Origin of the sequence: Burkholderia sp. 22313, from assembly GCF_052045245.1 — a bacterium.
Lineage (GTDB): Bacteria > Pseudomonadota > Gammaproteobacteria > Burkholderiales > Burkholderiaceae > Burkholderia.
Genome location: NZ_JBQEON010000047.1, coordinates 1 through 23,830 on the forward strand (window position 1 = coordinate 1; position 23,830 = coordinate 23,830).

Here is a 23,830-nt window from a genome sequence, read left to right on the forward strand (position 1 = left end):
CATACAGGCGCGACCTGCAAAGTCGCTATCACAACTGTCTCGCCAATAGCAATTGGACGGGACCTGCTGTTCTGCCAGCAGTAGCCTACTCGATCGTGCGTCGCTGGTAACGGCGGGGTGCGGAGCATCGAGGACAACGACTGGGGCCGCAAGGCCTAGCCCGAGCCGCGAGGCGAAGGCGACACCTGCAAGCATCGACGCGGGAGCCGGAAGGGCTCGGGTGGCACGGTTAACGGAAGTGAATTCTCGCAAGCGTCGTGATTACAGTCCAGCCAAAGATGCTGACAGGCTGAGGGCAAAAGCTACGCGACCGGGTGCATTCAGTCTGTGGTGAATGCACGCAGACCACGGTGTCGCCGGCGTAAAGAGGAAACCGTCGTCATCCCGTTGCGACAGCGGAACAGGGTAAGCCCATCTCGTCGCCCCCAGGGGCAGGCCAACCGCGAGGGAGGCTGCGGGCGGAGCGGGTAAAGGAGGTTGGAGAAAGCGAACGCCAGGCCGTAATGGCCGGGATACGAGCTGAAACATCGCTCGACACGAAAGTGGGCAGACTTCCAACTGGTCTCTCATCACGAGATAACTTGCGTAATCTTTGAAGGCGAGAAAGCAAATGAACGGGCTGTCAACGTGTGCACTGGCCGACCAAGGTACGTCGTGGCACAGCATCGACTGGGACGCGGCCCACGCCATGGTCAAAAGAATGCAAGCGCGTATCGTGAAGGCGACACAGGCCGGTCGCTGGAACAGGGTCAAGGCTCTGCAACGGCTACTGACCACCTCGTTCTACGGCAAAGCGTTAGCCGTTAAACGAGTGACGGAAAACCAAGGCAAACGTACACCGGGCGTTGACAAAGTGCTTTGGTCGACCCCGGATGCCAAATACATGGCAATAGGCTCGCTGACGCGGTGTGGGTATCAACCGCTGCCGCTGAAGCGTATCTATATACCCAAGAGTACCGGCAAGCTGCGCCCGCTGAGCATCCCCACGATGCGAGATCGGGCGATGCAGGCCCTTCACCTGCTCGCCCTCGACCCCGTATCCGAAACGATCTCTGATGGACAATCCTATGGATTCCGAAAAGAGCGATCTACCCATGACGCGATAGCGCAATGCTTCATGAACGCCCGATACCACGGCAACCCAAAAGACCGGGGCGCACGGGTCTCGGCGCAGTGGATTCTCGAAGCGGACATCCGCGGCTGCTTCGACAACATCGACCATGCGTGGCTCTTAAAGCACGTGCCGACGGACAAGGCCGTGTTGGCGAAATGGCTGAGGGCCGGTTACTTGAAGGACGGTGTATTCGCGAGGACGACCGAAGGGACGCCACAGGGCGGCATCATCAGCCCTGTGCTCGCCAACTTTGCGCTGAACGGGCTGGACAAGGTTTTATCGTCCGTTTTCAAATATCCGTCACATCGCGTAGCTCACAAGGTCAATCTCGTGCGATACGCCGACGACTTCGTCATCACTGGAGTGAGTCGGGAAGTGTTGCAGGACACAGTCACCCCGGCAGTCACCACGTTTCTTGCATCTCGAGGACTGGAACTCGCCCCGGAGAAGACGAAGATCACCCACCTGACGGAAGGCTATGATTTCCTTGGCCAGAACGTCCGGCGATACGGCAAGAAACTGCTTATCAAGCCGGCGCGGAAGAACGTGCAGTCCTTCCTGCAAAAGGTTCGAGACATCATCCGAAGGCTAAGACCAGCACCGCAGGACGTGCTGATCGACGCCCTCAATCCTGTGATCACCGGCTGGGCAATGTACCACCGTCACGTCGTTGCACAGGAAGCCTTCACCCGCGTGGACAGCCATATCTGGTACGCAATATGGCAATGGGCCAAGCGACGCCATCCCAAGAAGCCTGCGGAATGGGTGCGGCAACGTTACTTTCATCGGATTGGGCTAAGGCAATGGGTATTTGCCGTCGCCACTGATCATGTGGACGATAACGGACGCCCTATCCTCCGGTCTCTCCGGACAGCGGCGAGTACACCCATCGAACGACATCCGAAAGTCCAATCGGACGCCAATCCCTACGATCGTGAGTGGTACACCTACTTTGCGCAGCGCGCTGCGATTCGAAGTCGGATCTCCCGGGCACGTCGCAAGGGCAACGGCCGCAGCTAGTCTGCACGCTGCCATGAAGCAGGTACATAGGCCGGTCGGTACGTGGTGCCGCCGGGTTGGTTTAATCACTGGCCTTATAGAGGCTTGAGCCGTATGCGGGGAAACTCGCACGTACGGTTCTTAGGGGGCGGCGGCGCAGCAATGCGTCGCTGCTACCCGACTTTTCCACGAATGGCCGAGCGCCACCCTCCCCGGCCTTTCATCGCAGGCAATCCCGGGCTCAGCCGCCGCCCACCATCGCATACGCAATGCACGCGCGCGCGAGCACGTCGGTCGGATCGACGAGCGTCGCTCGCCGGCCGTCGCGCGCGACGTATTCACCGCCCGGCAACAGAATCGGCAATTCGGTACAGCCGAGCACGATCACGCTCACGCCCTCGGCAATCAACGCGTCGATGGCCGCACCGACATCGTCCTCGCACTGTCCGGTCGTGAAGCCCGCCTTGACACCGCGCTTTCCGTAGATCGCTTCCATCACGCGCGCCTGCAACGCGGGCGCCGGCGCCACTTGCCGGAGCCCCTGCGATTCCAGCGCCTTCCGGTAGACCCCGCTTTCGATCGTGCCGGACGTCGCCAGCACACCAACCTCGCGCAACGCCGGCCAGGTGTCGCGCAGGTGGGCGACCGTGACGGTCAGCATGTTCACGATCGGAATGCCGAGGTACGGCTGAATCCGCTCGACGAACGCATGCGCGGTGTTGCACGGAATCGCGATGACGTCGGCATCGCCATCCTCGAGCTTCTTGCAGGTCGCGTACAGGGCGACCGTCGGATCCGCGCCGGCGCCCACCAGGTTCTCGGTTCGATCGGGGATCTGCGGATTCTGTTCGACCAGCAGCTTGACATGGTCCTGATCGCGCGACGCCGGCGTGTTGCGCACGATCTTGTCCAGAAAATCGACCGTCGCGGCCGGGCCGACGCCACCGACCACGCCGATCTTGAACGTCGCCGCACGCGCATCCGGCTGCCCGGTCACCGCGTACTGCGCATACGCCAGATTCGAATCCACGAGCGGCACGCGCTGCGGGCCGATTTCATCGGCGACCAGCGCGATCTCGGTCAGGCCGGGGACGATCACCTGCACGCCCTGGTCGGCCAGGTCCTCGCACGCGCGGCGCAACAGCTCGACCGGACGGCCGCGCAGATTGCCGCGCTTGATGCCGTCGGCGCCGTAGATCGCTTCGGTCACGAGATCGATACCCTCGTGCGACCGCGGATAGACGATGTCGAATTGCGGTGACGGGAAATACACGTCGAACAGGCGCTTGTCCCGCACGTAATCGGACGCCAGCACGCCGATGCGCGTCGCGTCCGGATACTTGCGCCGCACATGGCTGCGCACCGCTTCGACGATATCCACGATCGGCAGGCGGGTGTTCGCCTTCAGCTCGTCGATGAACGTATGGCTCAGGAAACACGGCAGCACGACGGTCGTCACGCCACGCTGCTCGAACCGCCGGATCATGTCGAACACGTACAGCTTGCGTTCGATCGTCGCCGCACTGCCCGACCCCGCCCCCTTGAACGGGTGCTGCTCGAAAATCATCTCGACGTGCTCCTCGTCCGACGACGCCGGCGTCGCCTTCACCATCTTGAAGAACACGTCGGCGCTGCCGAGCGGCCCGAGGCCGCCGATCACGCCGAATTTCCGCCGGGCATTCATGTGATCCGTGCGCATCATGCGTTCAGCTCCGGCTGCTCGAACCCGGCGCCTTCCGACTTCGCGGCGCGCCGGCTCTCCCACTTCGCGATCACCGCCGTCGCCACGCTGTTGCCGATCACGTTCGTCATCGTGCGGCCCATGTCGAGGATCTGGTCGATCGCGAGGACCATCGCGACGCCGGCCACCGGCAGATGGAACATCGGCGCGACCGCCGCGACGACGACCACCGAGCCGCGCGGCACGCTCGCCATGCCCTTGCTGCTCAGCATCAGCACCAGCAGCATGAAGACCTGCTGCGACAGCGGCATGTGCACGCCGAACGCTTGCGCGATGAAGATCGCGGCGAACGCCTGATACATCATCGAGCCGTCCAGGTTGAACGCATAGCCGAGCGGCAGCGTGAAGCCCACGACCTTCTTGTCGACGCCGAACTTCTCGAGCTGCTCGGTCAGGCGCGGATACGCGGCCTCGCTGCTCGCGGTCGAGAAGGCGATCAGCGCGGGTTCGCGCACGGCCTTCAGCAGGCTGCCGACGCGTCGCCCGAGAAACACGTAGCCGGCGCCGATCAGGATCGTCCAGAGCACGAGCAGGCCGAGGTAGAACGCGCCGATCAGCTTGCCATACGTGACGATCACATCGAGCCCGCGCAGCGTGACCGACGCGGCAATCGCGCCGAATACGCCGAGCGGCGCCGCGCGCATCACGTAGTTCGTCAGGCGCAGCATCACCGGCACCATGCCGTCGATCGACTGGATCACGACGCCGACGCGCCTGTCGTGCTTCAGCGCACTCAGCGCGACGCCGAGAAAGATCGAGAACACCAGGATCTGCAGGATGTCGTTGCGCGCCATCGCGTCGAGCAGGCTGGTCGGGAACGCATGCGTGATCACGTCCCGCGCGTTCAGCGCGGCGGTATTCAGGCCGGTGTTGACCTCGCCGGCGGTTTCGGTGAGGTTCAGCCCGGCGCCCGGCTGCAGCGCATTGGCCATGACGAGGCCGAGGCTCAGCGACATCAGCGACGCGCAGAGGAACCACCCGATCGAGCGCAGGCCGATGCGTCCGACGTCCTCGCCGCTGTCCATGCCGGCCAGGCCGGACACGAGCGTGACGAACACCAGCGGCGCGATGATCATCTTGATCAGGCGCAGGAAGATGTCGGTGACGATCGAGAAATAGCCGGCGACCGCCTTGAGCGTGGCCGGGTCCGCTATGCTGGCGTGGCACGCATAACCGGCGACGACACCGAGGATCATGCCGATTGCAATGCTCAGGGTAAGGCGATTTTTCATGTCCATCCGTCCTTGGGTGGCACCCGGCCGCCGGGAGGCGAACGAGCGCTGCGAAGAAGGCCGCGCGACGCCGGTCAAGCGTCACAGTTGCCGCTGGAACGAATGGTAGGGAGGGTCAAAAAATCCGTGATGCCGGTGCAACATGGCGGTATGCGAGTTCCGCATAAGGCGGGAAAACCCTTGCTTATCCTGGCCGGGAAGGCGCCGCGCGCAGATGCTGCCAGAGCGTGTCCAGGAATTCGCTGCGGTTCGACACGTCGCGATACACGCGCAGCTCGACTTCCAGGTTCCACGCCGCCGGCCCGGCCGGCACGAGTTCGCCGGTCGCCAGTTCGGCGGCGATCGCGCTGCGGGGCAGCCATGCGATGCCCTCGCCTTCCATCACGAGTTTTTTCAGCACTTCGGCCATGTCGGATTCGTAGTGCAGTTGCAAGGCCGGGGCATCCGGTGCACGGCCGAGCAGCAGCGCGAGGCAGCGACCGAAGTAGCTGGTTTCCGTGTACGAAATCAGCGGCAGCGGGCTCTGCTTCGTTCCGGGCAGGCGAAACGCGGGCGCCGAGCGCCGGTTCGGCCGGCACGCGGGCATCAACGTGTCGAGGCCCACCGTCAGGTGCTCGTATTTTGCGGGGTCGAGATGAAGCGGCAGCTCCGGATGGTGATAGGCAAACATCAGCTCGCAGTTGCCGTTGACGAGCATCAGGATCGAGTCATGGACGTTGGTCGGAATGACGCGCGCCCGCACTTCGCCGAAATGCGGGGCCAGCGCCTTGAGCCAGGCCGGCAGGAAACTCAGCGCGATCGTGTGGCCCGCGGCGATCTGCAGGCTCTTGCCGGCGATCCGCTGCTCGGTGCGGATGATGGCCCGCGTGTCGAACAGGCGGCTGAGCACGTCTTCGGCCGTCTCGCGAAACAGGCGCCCGGCCGGCGTGAGCACCGGCGGGAAGCTGCTGCGGTCGATCAGTTCGGCGCCGATCCACTGCTCGAGCGACTGGATCCGGCGGCTGAAGCCCGACTGCGTGACGTTGCGAAATTCAGCCGCGCGGGAAAAGCTCTGGTATTGCGCGAGCGCGAGGAAATCCTCGATCCATTTGATTTCCATGTTGGCCTTGGAGGGTCGCGGGGGGATCGGCCTGCGCGTGCCCCAGGTCGGGGGAAGCACAGGCCGGCAGACGCACACATTGTATGTGCTCGATCCCGCGCACCGCGTCGGCCGTCGCCCCGGTGGCCGTGACCGATCCGGACGCCGTCGTTCGGCATCGTCGTCGACGGGACGATGCTCGCAGACGACAGCCTCGCCGACACCGGCGTTTCAGCTGCACGGCCAGCAGGCCCTCCCTGCTTCGCTACGCCTTTTTCGTATAAGAGTTGCACCAGCCTTTCGCACTGACCTGCTTGCCGGCGAAAACAAGGCACGGTCCCGTCGCGGCGCCGGTCTTGCCCTGGAAGAACTGGCAGTTCGCACAGGCCTGGCCCGCCTGAAACTTCGGGAACTTCGCATGGTCGACCCGGCTGGCATCCGTCTTGTAACCGAGCGCCTGGGCATTTGCATCGGATTCCTGCACGACACCGGCATCCGCCGCCACCGCGCGACGTCCAACGGCCAGCGCGGAGGCAAGAAGGGTGGTGGCTGCAATGAAGCTACGGCGTGAAGATCTCATGGGGTTCTCCGTTGAAGTTTGCGTGAACGGACGTCCGGAAGCGTCGTTCCCCGATGACGGGACGCCGTCCGTCCCGAAACGGGGTCGGTCGATGGCGCACGTATCGTGCCCGCCGCCATGCGAAGCGCCCGTCGTCCGGTGCACGGCGGGCGCCGGGGTCAGTGGAAGAAGAGTGCCCGCATGCCGAACGTATGATGCGCTTCGGCGGCCATCAGCACCATGAGCACCAGCAGGCACAGCGGCGGGATCAGGATCGCGTACACCAGCGCCAGCCGTTCCCACATCATGTGCATGAAGATCGACACGATCAGCCCGGCCTTGGCGATCATCAGCACGACGATCAGCACCCAGCGCGGCAGGCCCTGCACGTTGAAGTAATCCACCAGGTACGACAGCGTGCTCAGCACGAACAGCAGGCCCCAGATCTTCAGGTAGAGGCCGATCGGATGCTGCTGGCCGTGCGCGGCGTGGGGTCGATCGGCGGGATCGGAGTGGTCCATGGCCTGCCTCACCACAAATAGAACAACGCGAAGATGAACACCCACACCAGGTCGACGAAGTGCCAGTACAAGCCGGCAATCTCGACGATCTGGAAGTTGCCGTGCTCGGTAAACCCCGGCTGCAGGATCTTGCGTGCGATCAGCAACAGGTAGATCACGCCGCAGGTCACGTGAAAGCCGTGGAACCCGGTGATCGTGAAGAAGCACGCGCCGAACTGTGCCGCGCCCAGCGGGTTGCCCCACGGGCGGATGCCTTCCCGGAAGATCAGGTTGCTCCATTCGAAGGCCTGCAGCGACAGGAAGGTCGCGCCCAGCAGCGCGGTCGCCAGCAACAGCGCGGCGGCGGGCCGGGCGTTGCGCCGGTAGCCGAAGTTGACGGCCATCGCCATGGTGCCGCTGCTGCTGATCAGCGTGAACGTCATGATGGCGATCAGCAGCAACGGCACTTCCACGCCGCCCACGGTGAGCCCGAACACCTTCGCGGTATCGGGCCACGGCGCCGTGGTCGACATGCGCACCGTCATGTAGCCGATCAGGAAGCTGCTGAAGACGAAGGTGTCCGACAGCAGGAAGATCCACATCATCGCCTTGCCCCACGGCACCTTGAAGGCTGCGCGGTCGGCCGACCAGTCCGTGACGATGCCGCGCCAGCCGTCGGGCCCGGCGTCGGCCGGCGCGGTGTCGGCCGATTCGCCGGCCGATTCGCCGGCGGATTCGGAGCGCAGCGTGGGCGAGGTCATGGCGCGGCTCCATACGGCGGCCCGCAGAGGGCGGCGACGATCCCGGGGGTGATCCACCACATCGCCGCCAGCAGCACGAGCCAGACCGCCAGCAGGAAATGCCAGTAGGTCGCGCACAGCGCGATGGCACGCCGGGCCTGGAACGGGTCCGCGCGCCGCGCCGGCACGATCGTGACGGCCCAGGCCACCAGCCCGCCCAGCACGTGCAACGCGTGCAGGCCGGTGAGCAGGTAGAGGAAGCTGTTGGAAGGATTGACGTCGATGGTCTGCCCGGCCGCGGACAGCAGGCGCCAGGCGCTCAGTTGCCCGATCACGAACAGCGCCGCCAGCACCCCGCCGGATACCAGCCACGCCATGCGGTGCAAGGTCAGCTGCCGGGCACGCTGCATCGCGACGCTTGCCAGCGCCAGCGCGCCGGTGTTCCACCACAGCAGCGCCGGATGCGGGATCGGCTGCCAGTCGGGCTCGCGCATGCGCATGCCATAGGCGAGCAGCAGCAGGGAAAACAAGGTCGTGGCCACTGCCATGAAGACGAGCAGGCCCGTGCGGCCCGCATTCGGTGCGACGGGTCGCGCGTCGGGAGCGAAGGGGCGCGGCAGCGTGGTCATTCGTGTGCCTCGCCGGGGTGCAATGTCGGCCGGGCCGGCTCGGGTTCGGGTGCCGTCGCGGGCGGCTGGTTTTGCGGGACGAAGTCCTCCTCCTGCCCCGGCGGGCTGTATTCGTAGGCCCAGCGGTAGACGACCGGCAGCGCGGCGCCCCAGTTGCCGTGCGCCGGCGGCGTTTGCGGCGTCTGCCATTCCAGCGTGGTGGCGCGCCACGGGTTGCCATCGGCACGCTTGCCACGCACGAGGCTCCACGCCAGGTTGAACAGGAACAGGAGTTGCGCCGCCGCGACGATCAGCGCGACGACGGTGATGAAGGCGTTGAGCGTCTGCGCCGAATGCGGAATGAAACTGTAGCCCTGATACGCGTAATACCGTCGCGGCATGCCCAGGATGCCGAGATAGTGCATCGGGAAGTAGATCGCATAGGTGCCGACGAAGGTGACCCAGAAGTGCACGCGCCCGAGCGTGTCGTCGAGCATGCGGCCCGTCACCTTCGGATACCAGTGGTAGAGGCCGCCGAACACCACCAGGATCGGCGACACGGCCATCACCATATGGAAGTGCGCGACCACGAAGTACGTGTTCGACAGCGGAATGTCCACGCTCACGTTGCCGAGGTAGAGCCCGGTCAGCCCGCCCAGCACGAAGGTACTGATGAAGCCGATCGCGAACAGCATCGGCACGGTCAGGTGGATATCGCCGCGCCACAGCGTCAGCACCCAGTTGTAGACCTTGAGCGCGGTCGGCACGGCGATGATGAGCGTGGTGGTGGCGAAGAAGAAGCCGAAGTACGGATTCATGCCGGCGATGAACATGTGGTGGGCCCAGACCACGAAGCTCAACGCGCCGATCATGACGATCGCCCACACCATCATCCGGTAGCCGAAGATGCTCTTGCGCGCGTGCGTGCTGATGAGGTCCGACGCAATGCCGAAGGCCGGCAGCGCGACGATGTAGACCTCCGGATGCCCGAAGAACCAGAACAGGTGCTGGAACAGCAGCGGGCTGCCGCCGGCGTGCTTGAGCGTTTGCCCCATCGACACGACGGCCGGCACGAAGAAGCTGGTGCCGAGCGTCCGGTCGAACAGCATCATCACCGCGGACACGAACAACGCCGGAAACGCCAGCAGCGCCATGATGGTCGCGATGAAGATGCCCCACACCGTGAGCGGCATGCGCATCAGCGTCATGCCGCGCGTGCGTGCCTGCAGCGTGGTGGTGACGTAGTTCAGGCCGCCCATCGTCGCCGCGACGATGAAGATCGCCAGCGACACCAGCATCAGCACGATGCCCCATTCGACCCCCGGCGTGCCCGGCAGGATGGCCTGCGGCGGATACAGCGTCCAGCCCGCGCCGGTCGGCCCGCCCGGCACGAAGAAGCTCGCCACCAGCACCAGCACGGCCACCAGGTAGACCCAGTAGCTCAGCATGTTGAGGAACGGGAACACCATGTCGCGCGCGCCCAGCATCAGCGGGATCAGGTAGTTGCCGAAGCCGCCCAGGAACAGCGCGGTCAGCAGGTAGATCACCATGATCATCCCGTGCATGGTGACGAACTGGTAGTAGTGGTTCGCGTCGATGAATGCGAACTTGCCGGGGAAGCCGAGCTGCAGCCGCATCAGGTCCGACAACACCAGGCCGACCAGGCCGATGGCGATGGCCGTCAGCGCATACTGCACGGCGATGACCTTGTGGTCCTGGCTCCAGACATAACGGGTCCAGAAGCTGCGCGGGGCGTGGTCGGGGTGCGCGTACGTCATGGCATCTGCTCCGCTAGCGCCGGGCCGCGCTGCCGGCGTCCGGCCCGCCTTGCGCCTTGATGTAGGCCACCAGCGCGGTCAGTTCCTGGTCGCTCAGGTCGAAGTGCGGCATGATCGGCGAGAAACCCTTCACGACGCGGGCCGTCGGGTTGCTGATGAACGCGCGCAGATAGGCTTCGTCCACCTTCGCGGTGCTGCCGTCGGCCATCGTCTCGGTCTTGCCGTACAAGCCCTTCCAGGTCGGGCCCACGAGCGGGCTGCCGTTCACGGTATGGCAGGCGACGCAGCCCTTGGCCGCCGCGAGCGTCTTGCCCAGCTCGACAAGCGCCTGGCCGCTGCCGCCCGCGGCGGCCGGTGCGGCCTGCACGGCGGCCTGCTGCCGCTGCGCGAAGGTGGGCTGCCGCGCGAGCCAGCGCGAGAACGACGCTTCGTCTTCCACCACCACCACGCCGCGCATGTTCGAGTGCCCGATCCCGCAGAGCTGCGCGCACAGGATGTCGTAACGCCCTGCCTTGGTCGGCGTGAACCAGAAGGTGGTCACCATGCCCGGCACCATGTTCATGCGCGCACGAAACGGCGGGACGTAGAAGTCGTGCAGCACGTCGCGCGACCGTGTCAGGACCTGGACCGGCCGGTTGAGCGGCAAGTGCACCTCGGGCGCCTCGATCAGGTAGTTGTCGCGACCGTTGGGGTCGCCGGGGTTCAGGCCGAACGGGTTGTCGTTGCTGATGTAGCGCACGTCCGTCGTACCCAGCTTGCCGCCCGGCCCGGCAAAGCGGAAGCGCCACTGCCATTGCTGGCCGAGCACTTCCATCTGCAGCACCTTGGGCGGCGGCCGGATGTAGTCCGCATAGACGAACAGCCCCGGTGCCAGCAACGCGGCCACGCCGATCGAGGTCAGGCCGATCAGCCACCATTCCAGCCGCTTGTTGTGCGGCTCGTAGGCGGCGCGATGACCGCTGCGGTGGCGGAAGCGCACCAGCGCGATCGCGATGAACAGGTTGATCGCGATGAAGAACGCGCCGGTGATGACGAGCGTGATCGCCAGCATGTCGTCCATGCGCACCCAGTTCGACGCGATCGGCGTGATCCACCACGGACTGGCAAAGTGAAACCCCACCGCCAATGCGATGATCAGGACCAGAGCAATCGCAAGGGCCATAGGCCGCCTCGCTGCGTGTCACTCGCCGGTGCCCCTCCGGCACGACGCGCCCGGCGCGTCGTGCCGCGTTACCGTGCTGCGTATTCGTTGTTTGCGTTGTTTGCGTTGTTTGCGTTGTTTGCGTTGTTTGCGTTGTTTGCGTTGTTTGCGCCGATATGTCCGTCACGGCTCTAAAGAAAAGGTAGTCCCCGGCTCCGCGTCGTGCAAGGCAGCGCAACGGGGAAGCGCGCCCCAACCCCGAACCGCCTGGCGGGCGGCGTCGCAGGTCGCGACGGCAGGCACAACGGCCGCTTCCGGCATCGGTTGCCGACGCGGCCGTCGCCCGGGCCGCCGGGTATTCCAGGCGGCAAGGCGGGAATCAAGGCGCCGCGTCAGTCCCCCCTGCTCAGCCTGCGCCATCGCTCCAGCCGGCCGTACGCGACGGCGGCGACCACGCCGAACAGCAGGTTTGCCAGCAAGGGGCCCGAACCCCGTTCCGAGACGAACCACGGGAACACGGCCGTCATCACGTAGAAGTTCCACCCATACGCGACGATGCCGAACGCCAGCCCGATGACCGCCTCCATGCCGACGCTCGAATCGAAGCGGAACGGTGCCATGATCGCGGCGAGCATCATTCCCATGACCGCACCGAGCACGTAGTGCAGCAGCAGCGCCATCGCGACGATTTCGAGGCTGAATTGCGACATCTGGCCGAGCGCACTGCGGCCCATCACCATCGCCGCGATCTTGTGCGTCGGTTGCCACGGGCTTTCACCGATCACCAGGGTCGACCAGAAGAATTCCAGCGCGATCACCAGCGCGCCGCCCGCCAGACCGGCCACGGCAGCGGAGATCCAGTCGGGCGTGCGTCGCTCCCAATGGTGTGATTGCATGTGCAGTTCCATACGACCTCCTTGCTGACGGTTCAGCTTCAGCACTCAGGTTCAGAAGGCGCCATTCGCGTCGGACAGTACGCCCCGTGCGCGATTCGGAAAGGCCGGACACGGCGCCGGCGCACGGCACGAAAGGCGGTGCGCCGCATCGAAAGGCGCCGGCATGCCGCCCAGGGTCGCGGCCGCGCACTCGCGTGTTCAGCGAGTCGCGTCGAGGTGCGCCGATGTTCTTGTATGCGGTTGTTCGCGTGTCAGGGGAAGATCGGCGTCGTGCACTCGCCGCCCTCCCGGTTCGCATTGGGAAAATGCTGGGCGACCATCTCCTCGATTTCCTGCTCTCGCAGCGGCGGCACGTCGGCCATGATCAGGATCTGGCCTTCCTTGATCGCGTCGCGAAAGCGCGCGAGCCGCACATTCGGCTCGGCGATGCCGATCATCCCGGCCGTCCACGCCCCGAAGCCCGCCCCCGCCACCGTCAACGCGACGACGGCGCCGCCCGCGATCACGAGCTCCGCGGGGGGAAATACCAGCGCGACGAGACCGATAAGCGCGCCTGTCGCGCCGCCGAGTGCGACGCCGCGCTCGAGCGCATGCACGACGTCGCTGCTTTGCAACAGCGATGCTTCGGGTAACTGATCGAGTGTGACGCTGTGATCGGCGAGAACGTGAATATGGCGCCAGATGATGCGCGCGCGCAGCAAGTCATCGACGATCGCCTTCGCCATCTTCGTATCGGGTACGAGAAAATAAAGGCGTCTCATGTTGGCACCCCTCTTTTGCCATCAGCTCATACGCAACAGAGCATGCTCTATTTTATGTCAGCATCGGCGCTGCGGTGCCCGCGCGTATACGCGCGTTGGCGCCGCAACACACGCGAACTTCGTCGAACGAACGATCCCGCCCCGGTGCGGTCGTTCAACACGCGTGACCCGTGCGCGTGACAACGAGCCGGCTGCGTCGATGGCGGCGGGTTGGCGCTAGCCGCGCTTGCGCAGCGGCTCCAGCAGGCTCCTCAGCCCGTTATGGTCGATCTCGTGCATCAGCGCGAGTTGCCGGCCGATTTCGCCGCGCGGGAATCCTTCGCGCGCCAGCCAGTTGAGGTAGGGCCCGGGCAGGTCGGCGATGAGCCGACCCTTGTATTTGCCGAAGGGCATGGTGACGGTGACAAGGCATTCAAGATCTGGGGCTCGCATGCCGGTATTGTGCCCGGCTTTTTCGCTCGCGCACGCGCGCCACGGCCTGCATCCGGCCGGGACCGCACGGAAACGGCGCGGCGAACCGCTGCCCCGCTTCCTGCCTGCTAGACTGGAATTTCCCCCTGCAAACGATGGAGGGAATCATGATGTCCATGTACGTCGTGAAGACCGGTGAGCAGTTTCTCTGCGCCGCGGAGGACGGCGACATCGGCATGGCACCGGCCATTGAAAGTGCCACGTCCTTTGGTTCGTATGAAGAAGCGGAAAAGGCCGCCAACACGCATGCCGACCCCGGATACGAAATCGTGGCCGTCTGCGTGATCCGGCACTGATCCGCTGCCCGCGGCGAATGAGGGCAGGCGTGCCGGCCGCGCGTCGTCGTGCGGCAACGTCGTCTGTGCGACGACGGCGACGCCGCACACGCCCCGCGTGACGCGTTGCCTGCCGCGACAGCCGGCGTCACCGGACGGCGCCGCTGCCGCCAGCAAGCCATTCGCTTGCGACGGCCACGCGTGCGGCAACGCGGCCGCCGCGGCTTATTTCCGCAGCGAAATTTCGACCCGGCGATTGCGCGCCCGCCCGTCGGCGGTCTCGTTCGATGCCGCCGGGTTCGCCTCTCCATGCCCCGTCGCGGCGAACGCATCCGCCTTCAGCCCGTGTTCGCGCAGATACCCCGCGACAGCGTCGGCCCGGCGCTTCGACAACGCCTGGTTGTGCGCGTCCGAGCCGGTCGCGTCGGTATAGCCGTCCACTTCCACGCGCGAGAAATGCTTGTCGCCCTGCTGGTTCAGCAGCGTGTCGAGCGCGGTGGTGGCGGCGGACGTCAGCACCGCCGAGTCGGTCGCGAAATACGCGTCGCCCGTCAGGCTCACCTTCTCGACCGGCGCGGCGGCCGCGGCGGCCGGCGCCGGTGCGGCACCGCACTGAAACACCATCGAGTGCGGATCGGCGCCGTCGCGGTACGGCGTCGTGGAATCGACCACACGCACGGCCTCGTTGCCGCACATGCGGGTCGCAACCTTCATGCAGGTCTTCGCGCTCGACAGGATCCCGTGGCAGTCGACGCGAAAGGTCCGGATGCCGTCGCGAGGCTGCAGTTCGTAGGCGTTGTACGTCGGCCCCGACGCACTCGAGCAGGCAGCGAGGGAAACGACGGACGCCAGCAGTGCAAGATGGATGTTTTTCACTTGGTTACTCCGAGAATGCGATGGGTGCGGCGCGGGCGGCGCGATGGCGCGGCCGCATCCGCGTGCGTGTGCGTGTGCGTGTGCGTGTGCGTTCGACGCGGTCCGCGCCGGCCGTGCGAGCCGGAACGAACCGCTGCGCGCGATCACTTCCACTGATACAGCATGCCCGCGCCGACGACGCGCTGGCTGCCGGCGAAGCCGCCATTGATCGTCGCCTTCAGGTTCTCCGTGATGCGCGCCTGCACGCCGACGGCCATGGCCTTCTGACCCTGGAACGTCGCCGTACCGACACCCATCGCGAAGTTCGAATCGCGATCCATGTGCGGGATCGACGCCATCGCGGCGGTGGCGGCGATCCCTTCGCGCGCCATCGAATCGGTCTGCTGGATCTGCTGCTGCATCTGCGTGAGCTGGTTGTTGACCGTGTTCAGCGACTGCGTGAACTGGTTCGACACGGCATTCAACTGGTTCACGTTCACCGCATCCGTGCCCTGCGTGCCCGCCGCGACGTTGACGACCTGTCGCGCCGAATCCGCGGAGCCGACCGCGACGACGTTCGACCGGCCGCCGTCGTTGCTGCCCGCGCCGACCGCCGCCGAATTGCTGCCCGAGGAACTCGCGCCGACGCCGATCGCCGTCGAGCCGTTGCCGGATGCCGTCGAACTGTTGCCGACCGCCGTGCTATTCGAACCCGAGGCCACCGCGCCCGAGCCGCCGGCCGACGAGTTCGAACCGCTCGGCCCCGGCGGCACGTTGCCGCCGGACGGGTTCGACGTGTACGACCCGCCGAGGTTGGACGTGCGCTGGGTAATCAACGTCGTCAGCTGGTTCGCGACCGAATCGAGCTGCGACACGTTGACCGCGTCGGTGCCGTTCTTGCCGGCGGCGAGGCCGGTGATCTGCCGGTTGCCGACATTGACTTCACCGGCCGACGACTGCGGGCTGCTCAGGCCGTACGCGATGTAGTTCGTCAGCGCGCCGACCGTGGTCAGCGAACCCGCCCCCAGCGCGACGCTGTTCGCGAGCGTCGCCGATGCACCGGCGCCGAGCGCGAGCGCATCGGTCGCGCTGCTGTGCGCGCCGGAGCCCAGCGCGACGCTGCCCACGCTGACCGCCGACGCATTGGCGCCCTGCGCGACCGACTGCGCGCCGAGCGCGGACGCACCGCTGCCGAGCGCGATCGCATCGGCCTGCCCGGAGCTCGCCGCCTGCCCGATCGCGACGCCGCCAGGCGCGGTCTGGTCGACGATCGCACCGTTGCCGATGCCCACGCCGTTGTCGCCGTTGACGACCGTCGTCGGGCCGACCGCCACCGATTCCGCGCCGACCGCGAGCGAGTCCGTCGCCGTCGAATTCGCGTGGAAGTACTTCTGGCCCGTGACCGCGAACGACTGCAATGCGCCGGCCAGCTGCCGCACCGTCACCGCGTCCTGCTGTCCGGTGCCGTCCGCGACGTTGGTGATCTGGCGATAGGTCTTGCTCGTCGCGTTGCCGACCGACACCGCACCGAGCAGCGTCTGGTCCGTCGTGTTGAACGGGATCGACGCCGTGCCGTTGCGCAGGATGCCGGACGACGGCGTCGTCGCGCGATCGGATACCGAGCCCGAACCGAGCGCGACGCTGCCGTCCACCCGCGAGATCGCGTTCGGCCCGATCGCCACGCTGTCGACGCCGATCGCCTGGCTGTCGGGCGCGGTCGAGTTCGCGTGGAAATACTTGATGCCGTGCGCGTTGATGTTCTGGATCGCCGAGCCGACGTTGTTGTTGATCGTGGTCGAGCCGTCGCTGTTATACGTCACGTACGACGGCGCCGAAATCGTGCCGGTGGCCGGGTCGTAGGCGGCACCGCCGCCGATCGCGCCGGCCGTGCTGTTGCCGAGGTTGGTGTTGTTGTTCGCGATGGAACTCAGGCCGGTCGACAACGAACTGATACCCGTCGACGTCGCGGTCGACAGCGAGGTCAGGTTGCTGTTCGTCGCGCTCAGGCCGGTGGACAGCGAGCCGACGACCGTCGACGTGGACGTCGACAGCGACGTGATCGTGCTGTTGGTCGCGCTCAGGCCGGTCGACAGGGAACTGATGCCCGTTGACGTCGACGTCGACAGCGACACCACCGTGCTGTTCGTCGAGCTCAGGCCGGTCGACAGCGAGCTGATGCCCGTCGACGTCGACGTCGACAGCGACACCACCGAACTGTTGGTCGCGCTCAGGCCGGTCGACAGCGAACTGATACCCGTCGACGTGGAGGTCGACAGCGACGTGATCGAGCTGTTCGTCGAGCTGAGACCGGTCGACAACGAGCTGATGCCCGTCGATGTCGACGTCGACAGCGACACCACCGCACTGTTCGTCGAACTCAACCCCGTCGACAACGAACTGATACCGGTCGACGTGGAGGTCGACAGCGACACGACCGAACTGTTGGTCGAGCTCAACCCCGTCGACAGCGACGTGATGCTCGACAGCGTCGACGTCGACAACGAAGTCACCGCCTGGTTCGTCGCGTCGAGCTGCGAGCCGTTGATCGCGTCCGTACTGGTCGAATTGATCTGCCCTGCCGCGACGTTGGTGATCTGGCGCTCCTTGCCCGCCGCGCCGACGCTGACGACGCTGGTCGGATTGACGCCGTTGAACGTGTAGGTGACGCCGCCAATCGTGGCGGTCGCCGTCGGATGCGGCGCGGCCGTCACCGAACCGGAGCCGAGCGCGACATCGTTCGCGTTGTTCGCCATCGCCGACGCGCCGAACGCCACGGCACCCGCCGCTGCCGCCGTCGACGTACTGCCCAGCGCGAGCGAGCCGGTGCCCTGCGCAACGTTCGAATCACCGATCGCCACCGCGCCGTCGCCGATCGCGGTGTTGTTCGAACCGGCCGTGACCGCGCCGGTGCCGATCGCGGTGCTCGGGTCGCCGATCGCGACCGCGCCGTTGCCGCTGACGGTCTGGCCGAGGCCAAGCGCGACGGCGCCGGTGCCGCCCAGTACCTTCGAGTTGTTGCCGCCCGCGATCGAGCCGGCGCCGGCCGTTGCCGCGACCGAGTTGCTGTCGCCGATGGCGACGGTGGAGCCGGCCGCCGCGACGCTGTTGATGCCGATCGCGGTCGCATTCAGCGCCGACGCCGTCGCGCCGGGGCCAAGCGCGCTGGCCGACGTGCCGGTCGCGAGCGCGAGATTGCCGAGCGCGACACCGAACTGCTGCGTCGCGGTCGACTGCACGCCCATCGCGATCGAGCTGACGCCCGATGCGTTGGCGTTCAGGCCGTATGCCTGCGCACTGTCGGCGCCGGCCGACGTGTTCGAACCCATCGCGATCGAACTGGTCCCGAGCGACTGCGTGCCGGACCCGGCGACGCCCGCGGTGCCGCCCCAGCCGATCGCGATCGACGTCCCGCCCTTCGCGCCGCTGTTCACGCCCATTGCCAGTGCCGAATTGCCGGATGCCAGTGCGCCGCTGCCCACCGCTACACCGGCCGCACCGGAACTCGTGGACTGGTTGCCAAGCGCGACCGCGCCCTGGTTGATCGCCTGAGCCGAAAAGCCGAGCGCAACGCTGCTGAGGCCCGAAGAAACCGCGCCGAGACCGAGCGCGGCCGCATTCTGCCCGGAGGCCGTGGCATTGTTCCCGAGCCCGACCGCGGACACACCGCTGGCGTTCGCTCCACTGCCGATCGCCACCGCGCCCGTACTGGTTGCGGTCGCCTGATTGCCGATCGCAGCAGAGAACGAACCCGAAGCTATCGTGGCAGAACCCAACGCGACACCGGACACACCGCTTGCGGTAGAACTTGATCCGAGTGCCGTTGCATTGACAGCGCTCGCGGTCGCATGCACGCCAATCGCGTTGGCCCCGCCGGTTCCGTTCACGCCGGTGGCTGCCAACGCGTATGAGCCGATCGCCTGGTCCCATCCATCACTCAGGCTGCCATTCGTTCCCGAAATCGCAGCCTCACCGAGCGCGAGATTGAGGTTTGCATTGCCGTAAGCGGTATTCGCACTACCGATATAGGTGGTTGCCTGAAGTCCTCCACTACCACTCACGACCGAGAACGTCCCGGTCCCGGTGCAGTTGGTCTCCGTTGTACCGGCAGCTGCCCCGCCCAAGGTTCCACCGAATGCAAATCCACACGCATGTGCGTCGAACGCCACGCCACCCATCAACATTGCAGACAACGCGGACGCAAGGAATCGAAGCTTGACCCCGTGGGACGCGACACCGCTCTCTCTTGCCGGGACCGACTGGATGCAAATCGCACCCTTTGTGCGCTTGCCCCGCGCACGATCGAGCTCGGACGCCGCGACCCACGCCCCCAGTGCTTCGTTCCAGATCGACTTGAACGACTTGTTCATCTTGTTTTCCCTCGGTTCACATGTGCTGGATGACGCAACAGCAAACGCGGCCGGGAGCAGACCGCCTCCAACCTCGTTGCCTCCCGTCTCGCGACGCCACGCCACTTGATTTGGATACCTAACCTCACTGCCGAACAGCTCTGCACGACACGTGCGACACACGTCGCGATCACACGACCGCACGCCGCCCGTGCCGGACGACGCGCTGGACGGCGACGATCGCGGGTTATCGAATCATGGAAGTCGACCTCGCCGATCAGGCGGCCGCGCGCCGGGCGGCGCACCGCCGGAAAGCGCGTGCGCACACCATCGCGCCGAACCGTGGGGCGGCGACCTCGGATGTCATGAGAAGGCGTCGTTCAGACGCCGGTTGAACGGATGCCGCGCCGAACCCGCCGGGCGGCCCGTCCTGTGTCATTCAGGGGGCGGATGACGTCGTGCGGCCCCCGGGGCCGAAGCATGCGCCGCCGAACCGCGGACGCTGACAGCCGGCACCGGTTCGGGCGAACCGGTGCTGTGATCTGCCGTGCCTTTCATATTCATGTTGTTCGTGCCGCCTGATTCGAAAGCGCGTCCCGCGCGAGCGCCGCCTGATGGCTCGAACTGCCCGGCGGTCGACGCGAACCCACTCACCCCGTTCCATCCAGGCGCGCGCCGGAGATTCCGGATTTCCGGAAAAACCGACGATGGCCGGATGACCCCTACACCGAATTCATCGACTGACTTTCTTTAACTATTTCTTTTTGCCACGTATGCCACACTCTCATCGGCTTCCATGCCATTCCCTTCAATTCTTATATCAATTCGCTTGAAGGATGGAAGCCTGCCACTGCCCTCGTGCCGACCCTCGTCGCAGCGCCGGAATCCCGGAATTTGAGATTGTCAGCACTCGATGTCACATTGAATATTGAACACTCAAACATGCCGCCGCGATTATGAAATTCGTGTGAAACGCCGTTCTGCCGAAGAACCGATCCCATCCGCGTCGGGCCTAGTGTGCCGGGATTCCATCGATCAGATCTTTTCCGGAGCGGACAAAATGTTTTCCCGGCCGGACGATATTTACATTCATACATATCGACATCGCAATCGGCCGTAACGTGAAAGTATTTTTAACCGTCAATCGATAAAATTTTAATCATGGAGACACGAAATTGACGAACTTTATCGATGCCGGGTCAAACCACCGGCACGATATATTCCATTGCCATCCATCATTCGGGCCAATTCGATTTACGTCAATTCAAATCGGAAACAACGACCGAGATTCGATATCCGGCGCGGCACTTCTTTCCAGTCCATTTTTCCGGTGCGGCCGCAGGGTCGCGAAGGCCGCGCGCGTTGTCGAACATGCCCACACGAATCGCACGGAATCCTCACCGTCGGCGTTTTTGTCGGCATATAATTTTTTGCAACAATCGGGCACATGGATGCATCGCGTCTGACCCCGGCCCACCTCTCTACGCGTTAGCAATCATGTCATCCCGCTCGTCCAGTCCGGCGTCGCTTCGCGCCACGCCGGATCTCGTTGGCGCACATATTCTTGTCGTCGACGACCGCCCGAACGACCTCCGGCTCCTGACGGAGATCCTGCGTTCGGCGCGGTGCCGGATCAGCGTCGCGTTCGATGGCCTGCAGGCCTACCACCGCGCGCAGGCGATCGCGCCCGACCTGATCCTGATGGATGTCCGGATGCCGCGCATGGACGGCTTCGCCGCGTGCCGCCTGCTGGCGTCGACGCCGTCGACGCAGAACATCCCCGTCATCATCCTGACCGCCGCCGGCGATCTCGAGGATCGTATCGCGGGGCTCGAAACCGGCGCGCTGGACTACATCGTGAAGCCGTTCGAGCCGGTCGAGGTGATTGCCCGGATCCGCAATCACCTGAAGCGCATCGGGCGCAGCCGGCCGTTCGCGCACCTGCCCGAGCTGCCCGACCATCCGGACGCCGCGCTGGTGCGCGCGGCCAGCGACGTCCTGCTGCGCGAATTGCGCAATCCGCCGACGCTCGAGGAACTGGCACGGCAGGTCGGCACCCACGAAAAGCGGCTGTCGCGCCTCTTCCGCGACCATCTCGGCCAGACCGTGTTCGAATACCTGCGCGACACGCGGCTGCGCGCCGCGAAGCACTTCCTCGCCGAAACGTCGATGGGAATCGGCGACATCGCCGAGGAAATCGGCTTCTCGACGCCCGGCAACTTCGCGACGGCGTTTCGCGAGCGGTTCGGCATCACGCCGTCCGACTGGCGGCGCCAGCGTCCGGTGATCGACGCCCTGCCCGCGTCGCACGATCGTTCGCGCGATGCCTAGGCGCCGCGCATCGGGCTGGCACGCCATGCTGCTGCTCGTGGTGGCGCTGGTCGCCTGCGCGACACACCGGGCCGAAGCGGCGGACAACCCCGCGCAACTGCAGGCGGTCTCGATCGTCGAGGATCCCGGCACGACGATGTCCGTCGACCAGGTGGCCGCGCGACTGGCGGCACCGCCGCGCGGCACGTCCACCGCGGCGCAGCCGTCGTTCAACATCGCGTTTTCCCGGTCGGCATGGTGGGTCGGCGCGACGCTGGCCAACCGCGACCGCGTCGAGCGTCCGCTCGTGCTCGCGCTTCGCGACGCACGTCTGGACCGCGCGGACTTTTACGCGAACCGCGGCGGCACGTGGACGCGCGTCGGCCGCTTCCCCGCCGAGGCAGGCGCGGCCGGCGCCGTTCGCGCGCAGTCCCGCTACCCGGTGCTCGACCTGACGCTGCGTCCGGGCGAGCAGGTGCCGATCCTGATCCGCGTCGCGTCGCGCAAGGAAATGCGGCTCACGCCGGTCGCCTTCACCCGCGACGCGTGGGAGGCCGCGGAGCTGCGCGCCGCCATGTGGGATTTCGGCTTTTTCGGCGGGCTGCTGGCACTCATGTGGTGCGCGTTGCTGATCGGCTTCTTCTCGCGCAGCAGCGTATTTCACGTGCTGGCCGGCATCGCGTTGTGCACGACGCTGTTCGAGGCGACGTATCGCGGTTATATGACGCTGATCCCGTGGCCCGTCGCGCGCGAATGGTGGGCGCGCGGCGAGGTGATCTTCGCGTCCCTCGCGATCGCGCTGTTCATCGTCTTCCTGCTGACCGTCGCGCATCGCGAAAAGGCCCGGATTCCGCTGCGCGCGGTCTACCTGACGATCCTGGGCCTCGAATGCGCAGGCCTCGTCGGCGCGGCGTTCGGCGACCTGCTCACCTTCACCTGGTTCTGCCTGCGGCTGGCCACCGTGTCGGGGGTCGTCAACCTCGGCGTCGCGCTGACGCTCGCGATCCGCAGGACGCCGACCGGGCGCGTGATGCTGATCGCGGTCGCGGTCGCGAGCTTCAACATCCTGATGCGCATGCTCGACGGCATGGACGCCGTGCCGGCCTGGCTGTTCTGGCTCAAGTCCGACATCTATCCGAACCCGGTCGTCGCGATCGTCGGTCTCGCCACGCACCTGCTGGTGCTGGCCGCGTGGATCCACCACGTCGGCCGTCAACGCACCGAGGCACGCAAGCGGCTCGAGCACTGGCAGCTCACCGAACAGGACCGCCTGCGCGACGAGGTCGCGAAACGCACGGTCGCGCTCAACGACGCGCTGCACCAGGTCCGCACGCACATGCAGCAGAAGATCGAGACGCTCGGCTATGTGAGCCACGACCTGCGCGCGCCGCTGTCGACGATCAACGGCTACGCGAAGCTGCTGCTGCAAAGCGCAACGCGCAGCCAGGCGCGGCTGATCCGCTCGATCGACCGCAGCATCCACTACCAGCTCGCGCTGATCGACGAACTGCTGCAGTACACGAAAGCCGAGCTGCAGCCGCTCGGCATCTCGCCGGACGCGACCGACCTGCCGGGCCTCTTGAACGACATCGTCGACTATGCGGTCGCGCTCTGCGCGCAACAGGACAACCGGTTCGACTACCGGCCGCTCACGCCGTTGCCGCGCAAGCTGTCGATCGACGGCATCCGGCTGCAGCAGGTCCTGCTCAACCTGCTGTCGAACGCGTCGAAGTTCACGCGCGACGGCACGGTCACGCTGTCGGTCGGCGCCTATCCGGACGACGGCGCGTGGCGCATCGTGTTCGAGGTCGCCGATACCGGGATCGGCATCGACATCGGCAAGACGACGGACATCTTCCGCGCCTACCAGCAGGTGCAGGCCGTCAACGGCGGCACCGGGCTCGGGCTGTTCATCGCGCAGCGGATCGTCCGCGCGATGCACGGTGAGCTGGCCGTGTCGAGCCAGCCGGGCGTCGGCACGTCGTTCACGTTCCAGATCGTCGCGCCGGCGATCGGGCATGCGCTGATCCCGGCGTCGGCGCTCGTGCGCTCGTTCGAGCCCGTCGAACCCGACGAGCCGCCGCGTGCCGCGCATGCGATGCGCTGCCCGCCGCCGGGTGCGCTCGACGAGCTGGCCGTGCTCGCCAGCGAAGGTCGCCTCACCGACATCGAGGAATGGCTCGGCCAACATGCGCACGCGCCGCGCCATGCCGAGTTCGTGCAGGCGATGCGGGAGCGTCTCGACGCGCTGGACCTGCACGCGATCGAGCGGCTGGCGGAAGGGCTGAAACGCCTGGGCATCGTCGACGCATCGCTCGACGCCGAACCGGATCTGGCCGGGCCCGCGTGATCGCCGGCGGTGCGCGGCCGTCGCGCAACGGGCGTCATCGGCGTGTGAGGCGTGTGAGTCGCAACGCGCAGGACAC

Annotated in this window: 17 protein-coding genes and 2 pseudogenes; 4 read left to right on the top strand and 15 right to left on the bottom strand. The window is 65.9% G+C overall.

What is annotated here, in order from left to right; genetic code table 11:
• Positions 1-610 precede the first annotated feature (610 nt).
• Complete coding sequence (ltrA, locus tag ACTJKF_RS28375; RefSeq protein ID WP_440621833.1) at positions 611-2,134, top strand: group II intron reverse transcriptase/maturase; 1,524 nt, start codon at positions 611-613, stop codon at positions 2,132-2,134.
• Between the two features lie 220 nt (positions 2,135-2,354).
• Here the strand turns inward: ltrA and ACTJKF_RS28380 are convergent, their stop codons facing one another.
• From ACTJKF_RS28380 to ACTJKF_RS28435, 12 genes are all read right to left on the bottom strand, one after another.
• Positions 2,355-3,815 carry an amino acid racemase gene (locus ACTJKF_RS28380; RefSeq protein ID WP_440628114.1) on the bottom strand — a complete coding sequence of 487 codons (1,461 nt, stop codon included), beginning with the start codon at positions 3,813-3,815 and terminating at the stop codon, positions 2,355-2,357.
• Positions 3,812-5,086, bottom strand: coding sequence for a dicarboxylate/amino acid:cation symporter (locus tag ACTJKF_RS28385; RefSeq protein ID WP_440628116.1), 1,275 nt, complete (start codon positions 5,084-5,086; stop codon positions 3,812-3,814). The genes ACTJKF_RS28380 and ACTJKF_RS28385 overlap by 4 nt, the downstream gene beginning before the upstream one ends.
• A gap of 184 nt (positions 5,087-5,270) precedes the next feature.
• Complete coding sequence (locus tag ACTJKF_RS28390; RefSeq protein ID WP_440628118.1) at positions 5,271-6,185, bottom strand: LysR substrate-binding domain-containing protein; 915 nt, start codon at positions 6,183-6,185, stop codon at positions 5,271-5,273.
• Between the two features lie 244 nt (positions 6,186-6,429).
• On the bottom strand, positions 6,430-6,744 hold the full coding sequence (locus ACTJKF_RS28395) for a high-potential iron-sulfur protein (protein WP_440628120.1): 315 nt from the start codon (positions 6,742-6,744) through the stop codon (positions 6,430-6,432).
• 158 nt (positions 6,745-6,902) lie between these two features.
• The gene (locus ACTJKF_RS28400) at positions 6,903-7,244 is read right to left on the bottom strand and encodes a cytochrome C oxidase subunit IV family protein (RefSeq protein WP_440628122.1); all 342 of its coding nucleotides are present in this window, start codon (positions 7,242-7,244) and stop codon (positions 6,903-6,905) included.
• Between the two features lie 8 nt (positions 7,245-7,252).
• Positions 7,253-7,984 carry a heme-copper oxidase subunit III family protein gene (locus ACTJKF_RS28405; RefSeq protein ID WP_440628124.1) on the bottom strand — a complete coding sequence of 244 codons (732 nt, stop codon included), beginning with the start codon at positions 7,982-7,984 and terminating at the stop codon, positions 7,253-7,255.
• Positions 7,981-8,592, bottom strand: a complete 612-nt coding sequence (locus ACTJKF_RS28410; protein WP_440628126.1) for a cytochrome c oxidase subunit 3 — start codon at positions 8,590-8,592, stop codon at positions 7,981-7,983. The genes ACTJKF_RS28405 and ACTJKF_RS28410 overlap by 4 nt, the downstream gene beginning before the upstream one ends.
• Entirely contained in the window at positions 8,589-10,349 is a 1,761-nt protein-coding gene (gene ctaD, locus ACTJKF_RS28415) for a cytochrome c oxidase subunit I (protein ID WP_440628128.1), read from the bottom strand. The genes ACTJKF_RS28410 and ctaD overlap by 4 nt, the downstream gene beginning before the upstream one ends.
• 13 nt (positions 10,350-10,362) lie before the next feature.
• Positions 10,363-11,511: a c-type cytochrome gene (locus tag ACTJKF_RS28420; RefSeq protein ID WP_440628130.1), complete on the bottom strand. Its 1,149-nt coding sequence runs from the start codon at positions 11,509-11,511 to the stop codon at positions 10,363-10,365.
• A 371-nt stretch (positions 11,512-11,882) separates the two neighbouring features.
• Positions 11,883-12,398, bottom strand: a complete 516-nt coding sequence (locus tag ACTJKF_RS28425) for a hypothetical protein (RefSeq protein WP_440628173.1) — start codon at positions 12,396-12,398, stop codon at positions 11,883-11,885.
• A 239-nt stretch (positions 12,399-12,637) separates the two neighbouring features.
• Positions 12,638-13,147 (bottom strand): DUF1269 domain-containing protein, encoded by a 510-nt coding sequence (locus ACTJKF_RS28430; protein ID WP_440628132.1) that lies wholly within the window; start codon positions 13,145-13,147, stop codon positions 12,638-12,640.
• 216 nt (positions 13,148-13,363) lie between these two features.
• Positions 13,364-13,579 carry a DUF3820 family protein gene (locus tag ACTJKF_RS28435; protein ID WP_057928232.1) on the bottom strand — a complete coding sequence of 72 codons (216 nt, stop codon included), beginning with the start codon at positions 13,577-13,579 and terminating at the stop codon, positions 13,364-13,366.
• A 146-nt stretch (positions 13,580-13,725) separates the two neighbouring features.
• Between ACTJKF_RS28435 and ACTJKF_RS28440 the strand changes: the two genes are divergently transcribed.
• On the top strand, positions 13,726-13,914 hold the full coding sequence (locus tag ACTJKF_RS28440; protein ID WP_440628134.1) for a hypothetical protein: 189 nt from the start codon (positions 13,726-13,728) through the stop codon (positions 13,912-13,914).
• A gap of 204 nt (positions 13,915-14,118) precedes the next feature.
• On the opposite strand, the gene ACTJKF_RS28445 is transcribed toward ACTJKF_RS28440, so the two are convergent.
• The 3 genes and pseudogenes from ACTJKF_RS28445 to ACTJKF_RS28455 form a co-directional block, all read right to left on the bottom strand.
• Complete coding sequence (locus tag ACTJKF_RS28445) at positions 14,119-14,769, bottom strand: OmpA family protein (protein WP_440628136.1); 651 nt, start codon at positions 14,767-14,769, stop codon at positions 14,119-14,121.
• Positions 14,770-14,912: 143 nt separating this feature from the next.
• A pseudogene (locus ACTJKF_RS28450) lies at positions 14,913-18,608 on the bottom strand (YadA-like family protein); the annotation flags it as partial.
• A gap of 456 nt (positions 18,609-19,064) precedes the next feature.
• A pseudogene (locus tag ACTJKF_RS28455) lies at positions 19,065-19,115 on the bottom strand (ESPR-type extended signal peptide-containing protein); the annotation flags it as partial.
• A 1,476-nt stretch (positions 19,116-20,591) separates the two neighbouring features.
• Between ACTJKF_RS28455 and ACTJKF_RS28460 the strand changes: the two are divergent.
• Both ACTJKF_RS28460 and ACTJKF_RS28465 read left to right on the top strand, forming a co-directional pair.
• Entirely contained in the window at positions 20,592-21,425 is an 834-nt protein-coding gene (locus ACTJKF_RS28460) for a response regulator transcription factor (RefSeq protein WP_440628138.1), read from the top strand.
• Positions 21,418-23,754, top strand: coding sequence for a sensor histidine kinase (locus tag ACTJKF_RS28465; RefSeq protein WP_440628140.1), 2,337 nt, complete (start codon positions 21,418-21,420; stop codon positions 23,752-23,754). Before ACTJKF_RS28460 ends, ACTJKF_RS28465 begins: the two co-directional genes overlap by 8 nt.
• Positions 23,755-23,830: the final 76 nt, after the last annotated feature.

Bases quoted from the DNA above. Each gene is read 5' to 3' on its own strand.
- ltrA (WP_440621833.1), top strand. From the start codon at position 611: ATGAACGGGCTGTCAACGTGTGCACTGGCCGACCAAGGTACGTCGTGG.
- ACTJKF_RS28380 (WP_440628114.1), bottom strand. From the start codon at position 3,815: ATGATGCGCACGGATCACATGAATGCCCGGCGGAAATTCGGCGTGATC.
- ACTJKF_RS28385 (WP_440628116.1), bottom strand. From the start codon at position 5,086: ATGAAAAATCGCCTTACCCTGAGCATTGCAATCGGCATGATCCTCGGT.
- ACTJKF_RS28390 (WP_440628118.1), bottom strand. From the start codon at position 6,185: ATGGAAATCAAATGGATCGAGGATTTCCTCGCGCTCGCGCAATACCAG.
- ACTJKF_RS28395 (WP_440628120.1), bottom strand. From the start codon at position 6,744: ATGAGATCTTCACGCCGTAGCTTCATTGCAGCCACCACCCTTCTTGCC.
- ACTJKF_RS28400 (WP_440628122.1), bottom strand. From the start codon at position 7,244: ATGGACCACTCCGATCCCGCCGATCGACCCCACGCCGCGCACGGCCAG.
- ACTJKF_RS28405 (WP_440628124.1), bottom strand. From the start codon at position 7,984: ATGACCTCGCCCACGCTGCGCTCCGAATCCGCCGGCGAATCGGCCGGC.
- ACTJKF_RS28410 (WP_440628126.1), bottom strand. From the start codon at position 8,592: ATGACCACGCTGCCGCGCCCCTTCGCTCCCGACGCGCGACCCGTCGCA.
- ctaD (WP_440628128.1), bottom strand. From the start codon at position 10,349: ATGACGTACGCGCACCCCGACCACGCCCCGCGCAGCTTCTGGACCCGT.
- ACTJKF_RS28420 (WP_440628130.1), bottom strand. From the start codon at position 11,511: ATGGCCCTTGCGATTGCTCTGGTCCTGATCATCGCATTGGCGGTGGGG.
- ACTJKF_RS28425 (WP_440628173.1), bottom strand. From the start codon at position 12,398: ATGGAACTGCACATGCAATCACACCATTGGGAGCGACGCACGCCCGAC.
- ACTJKF_RS28430 (WP_440628132.1), bottom strand. From the start codon at position 13,147: ATGAGACGCCTTTATTTTCTCGTACCCGATACGAAGATGGCGAAGGCG.
- ACTJKF_RS28435 (WP_057928232.1), bottom strand. From the start codon at position 13,579: ATGCGAGCCCCAGATCTTGAATGCCTTGTCACCGTCACCATGCCCTTC.
- ACTJKF_RS28440 (WP_440628134.1), top strand. From the start codon at position 13,726: ATGATGTCCATGTACGTCGTGAAGACCGGTGAGCAGTTTCTCTGCGCC.
- ACTJKF_RS28460 (WP_440628138.1), top strand. From the start codon at position 20,592: ATGTCATCCCGCTCGTCCAGTCCGGCGTCGCTTCGCGCCACGCCGGAT.
- ACTJKF_RS28465 (WP_440628140.1), top strand. From the start codon at position 21,418: ATGCCTAGGCGCCGCGCATCGGGCTGGCACGCCATGCTGCTGCTCGTG.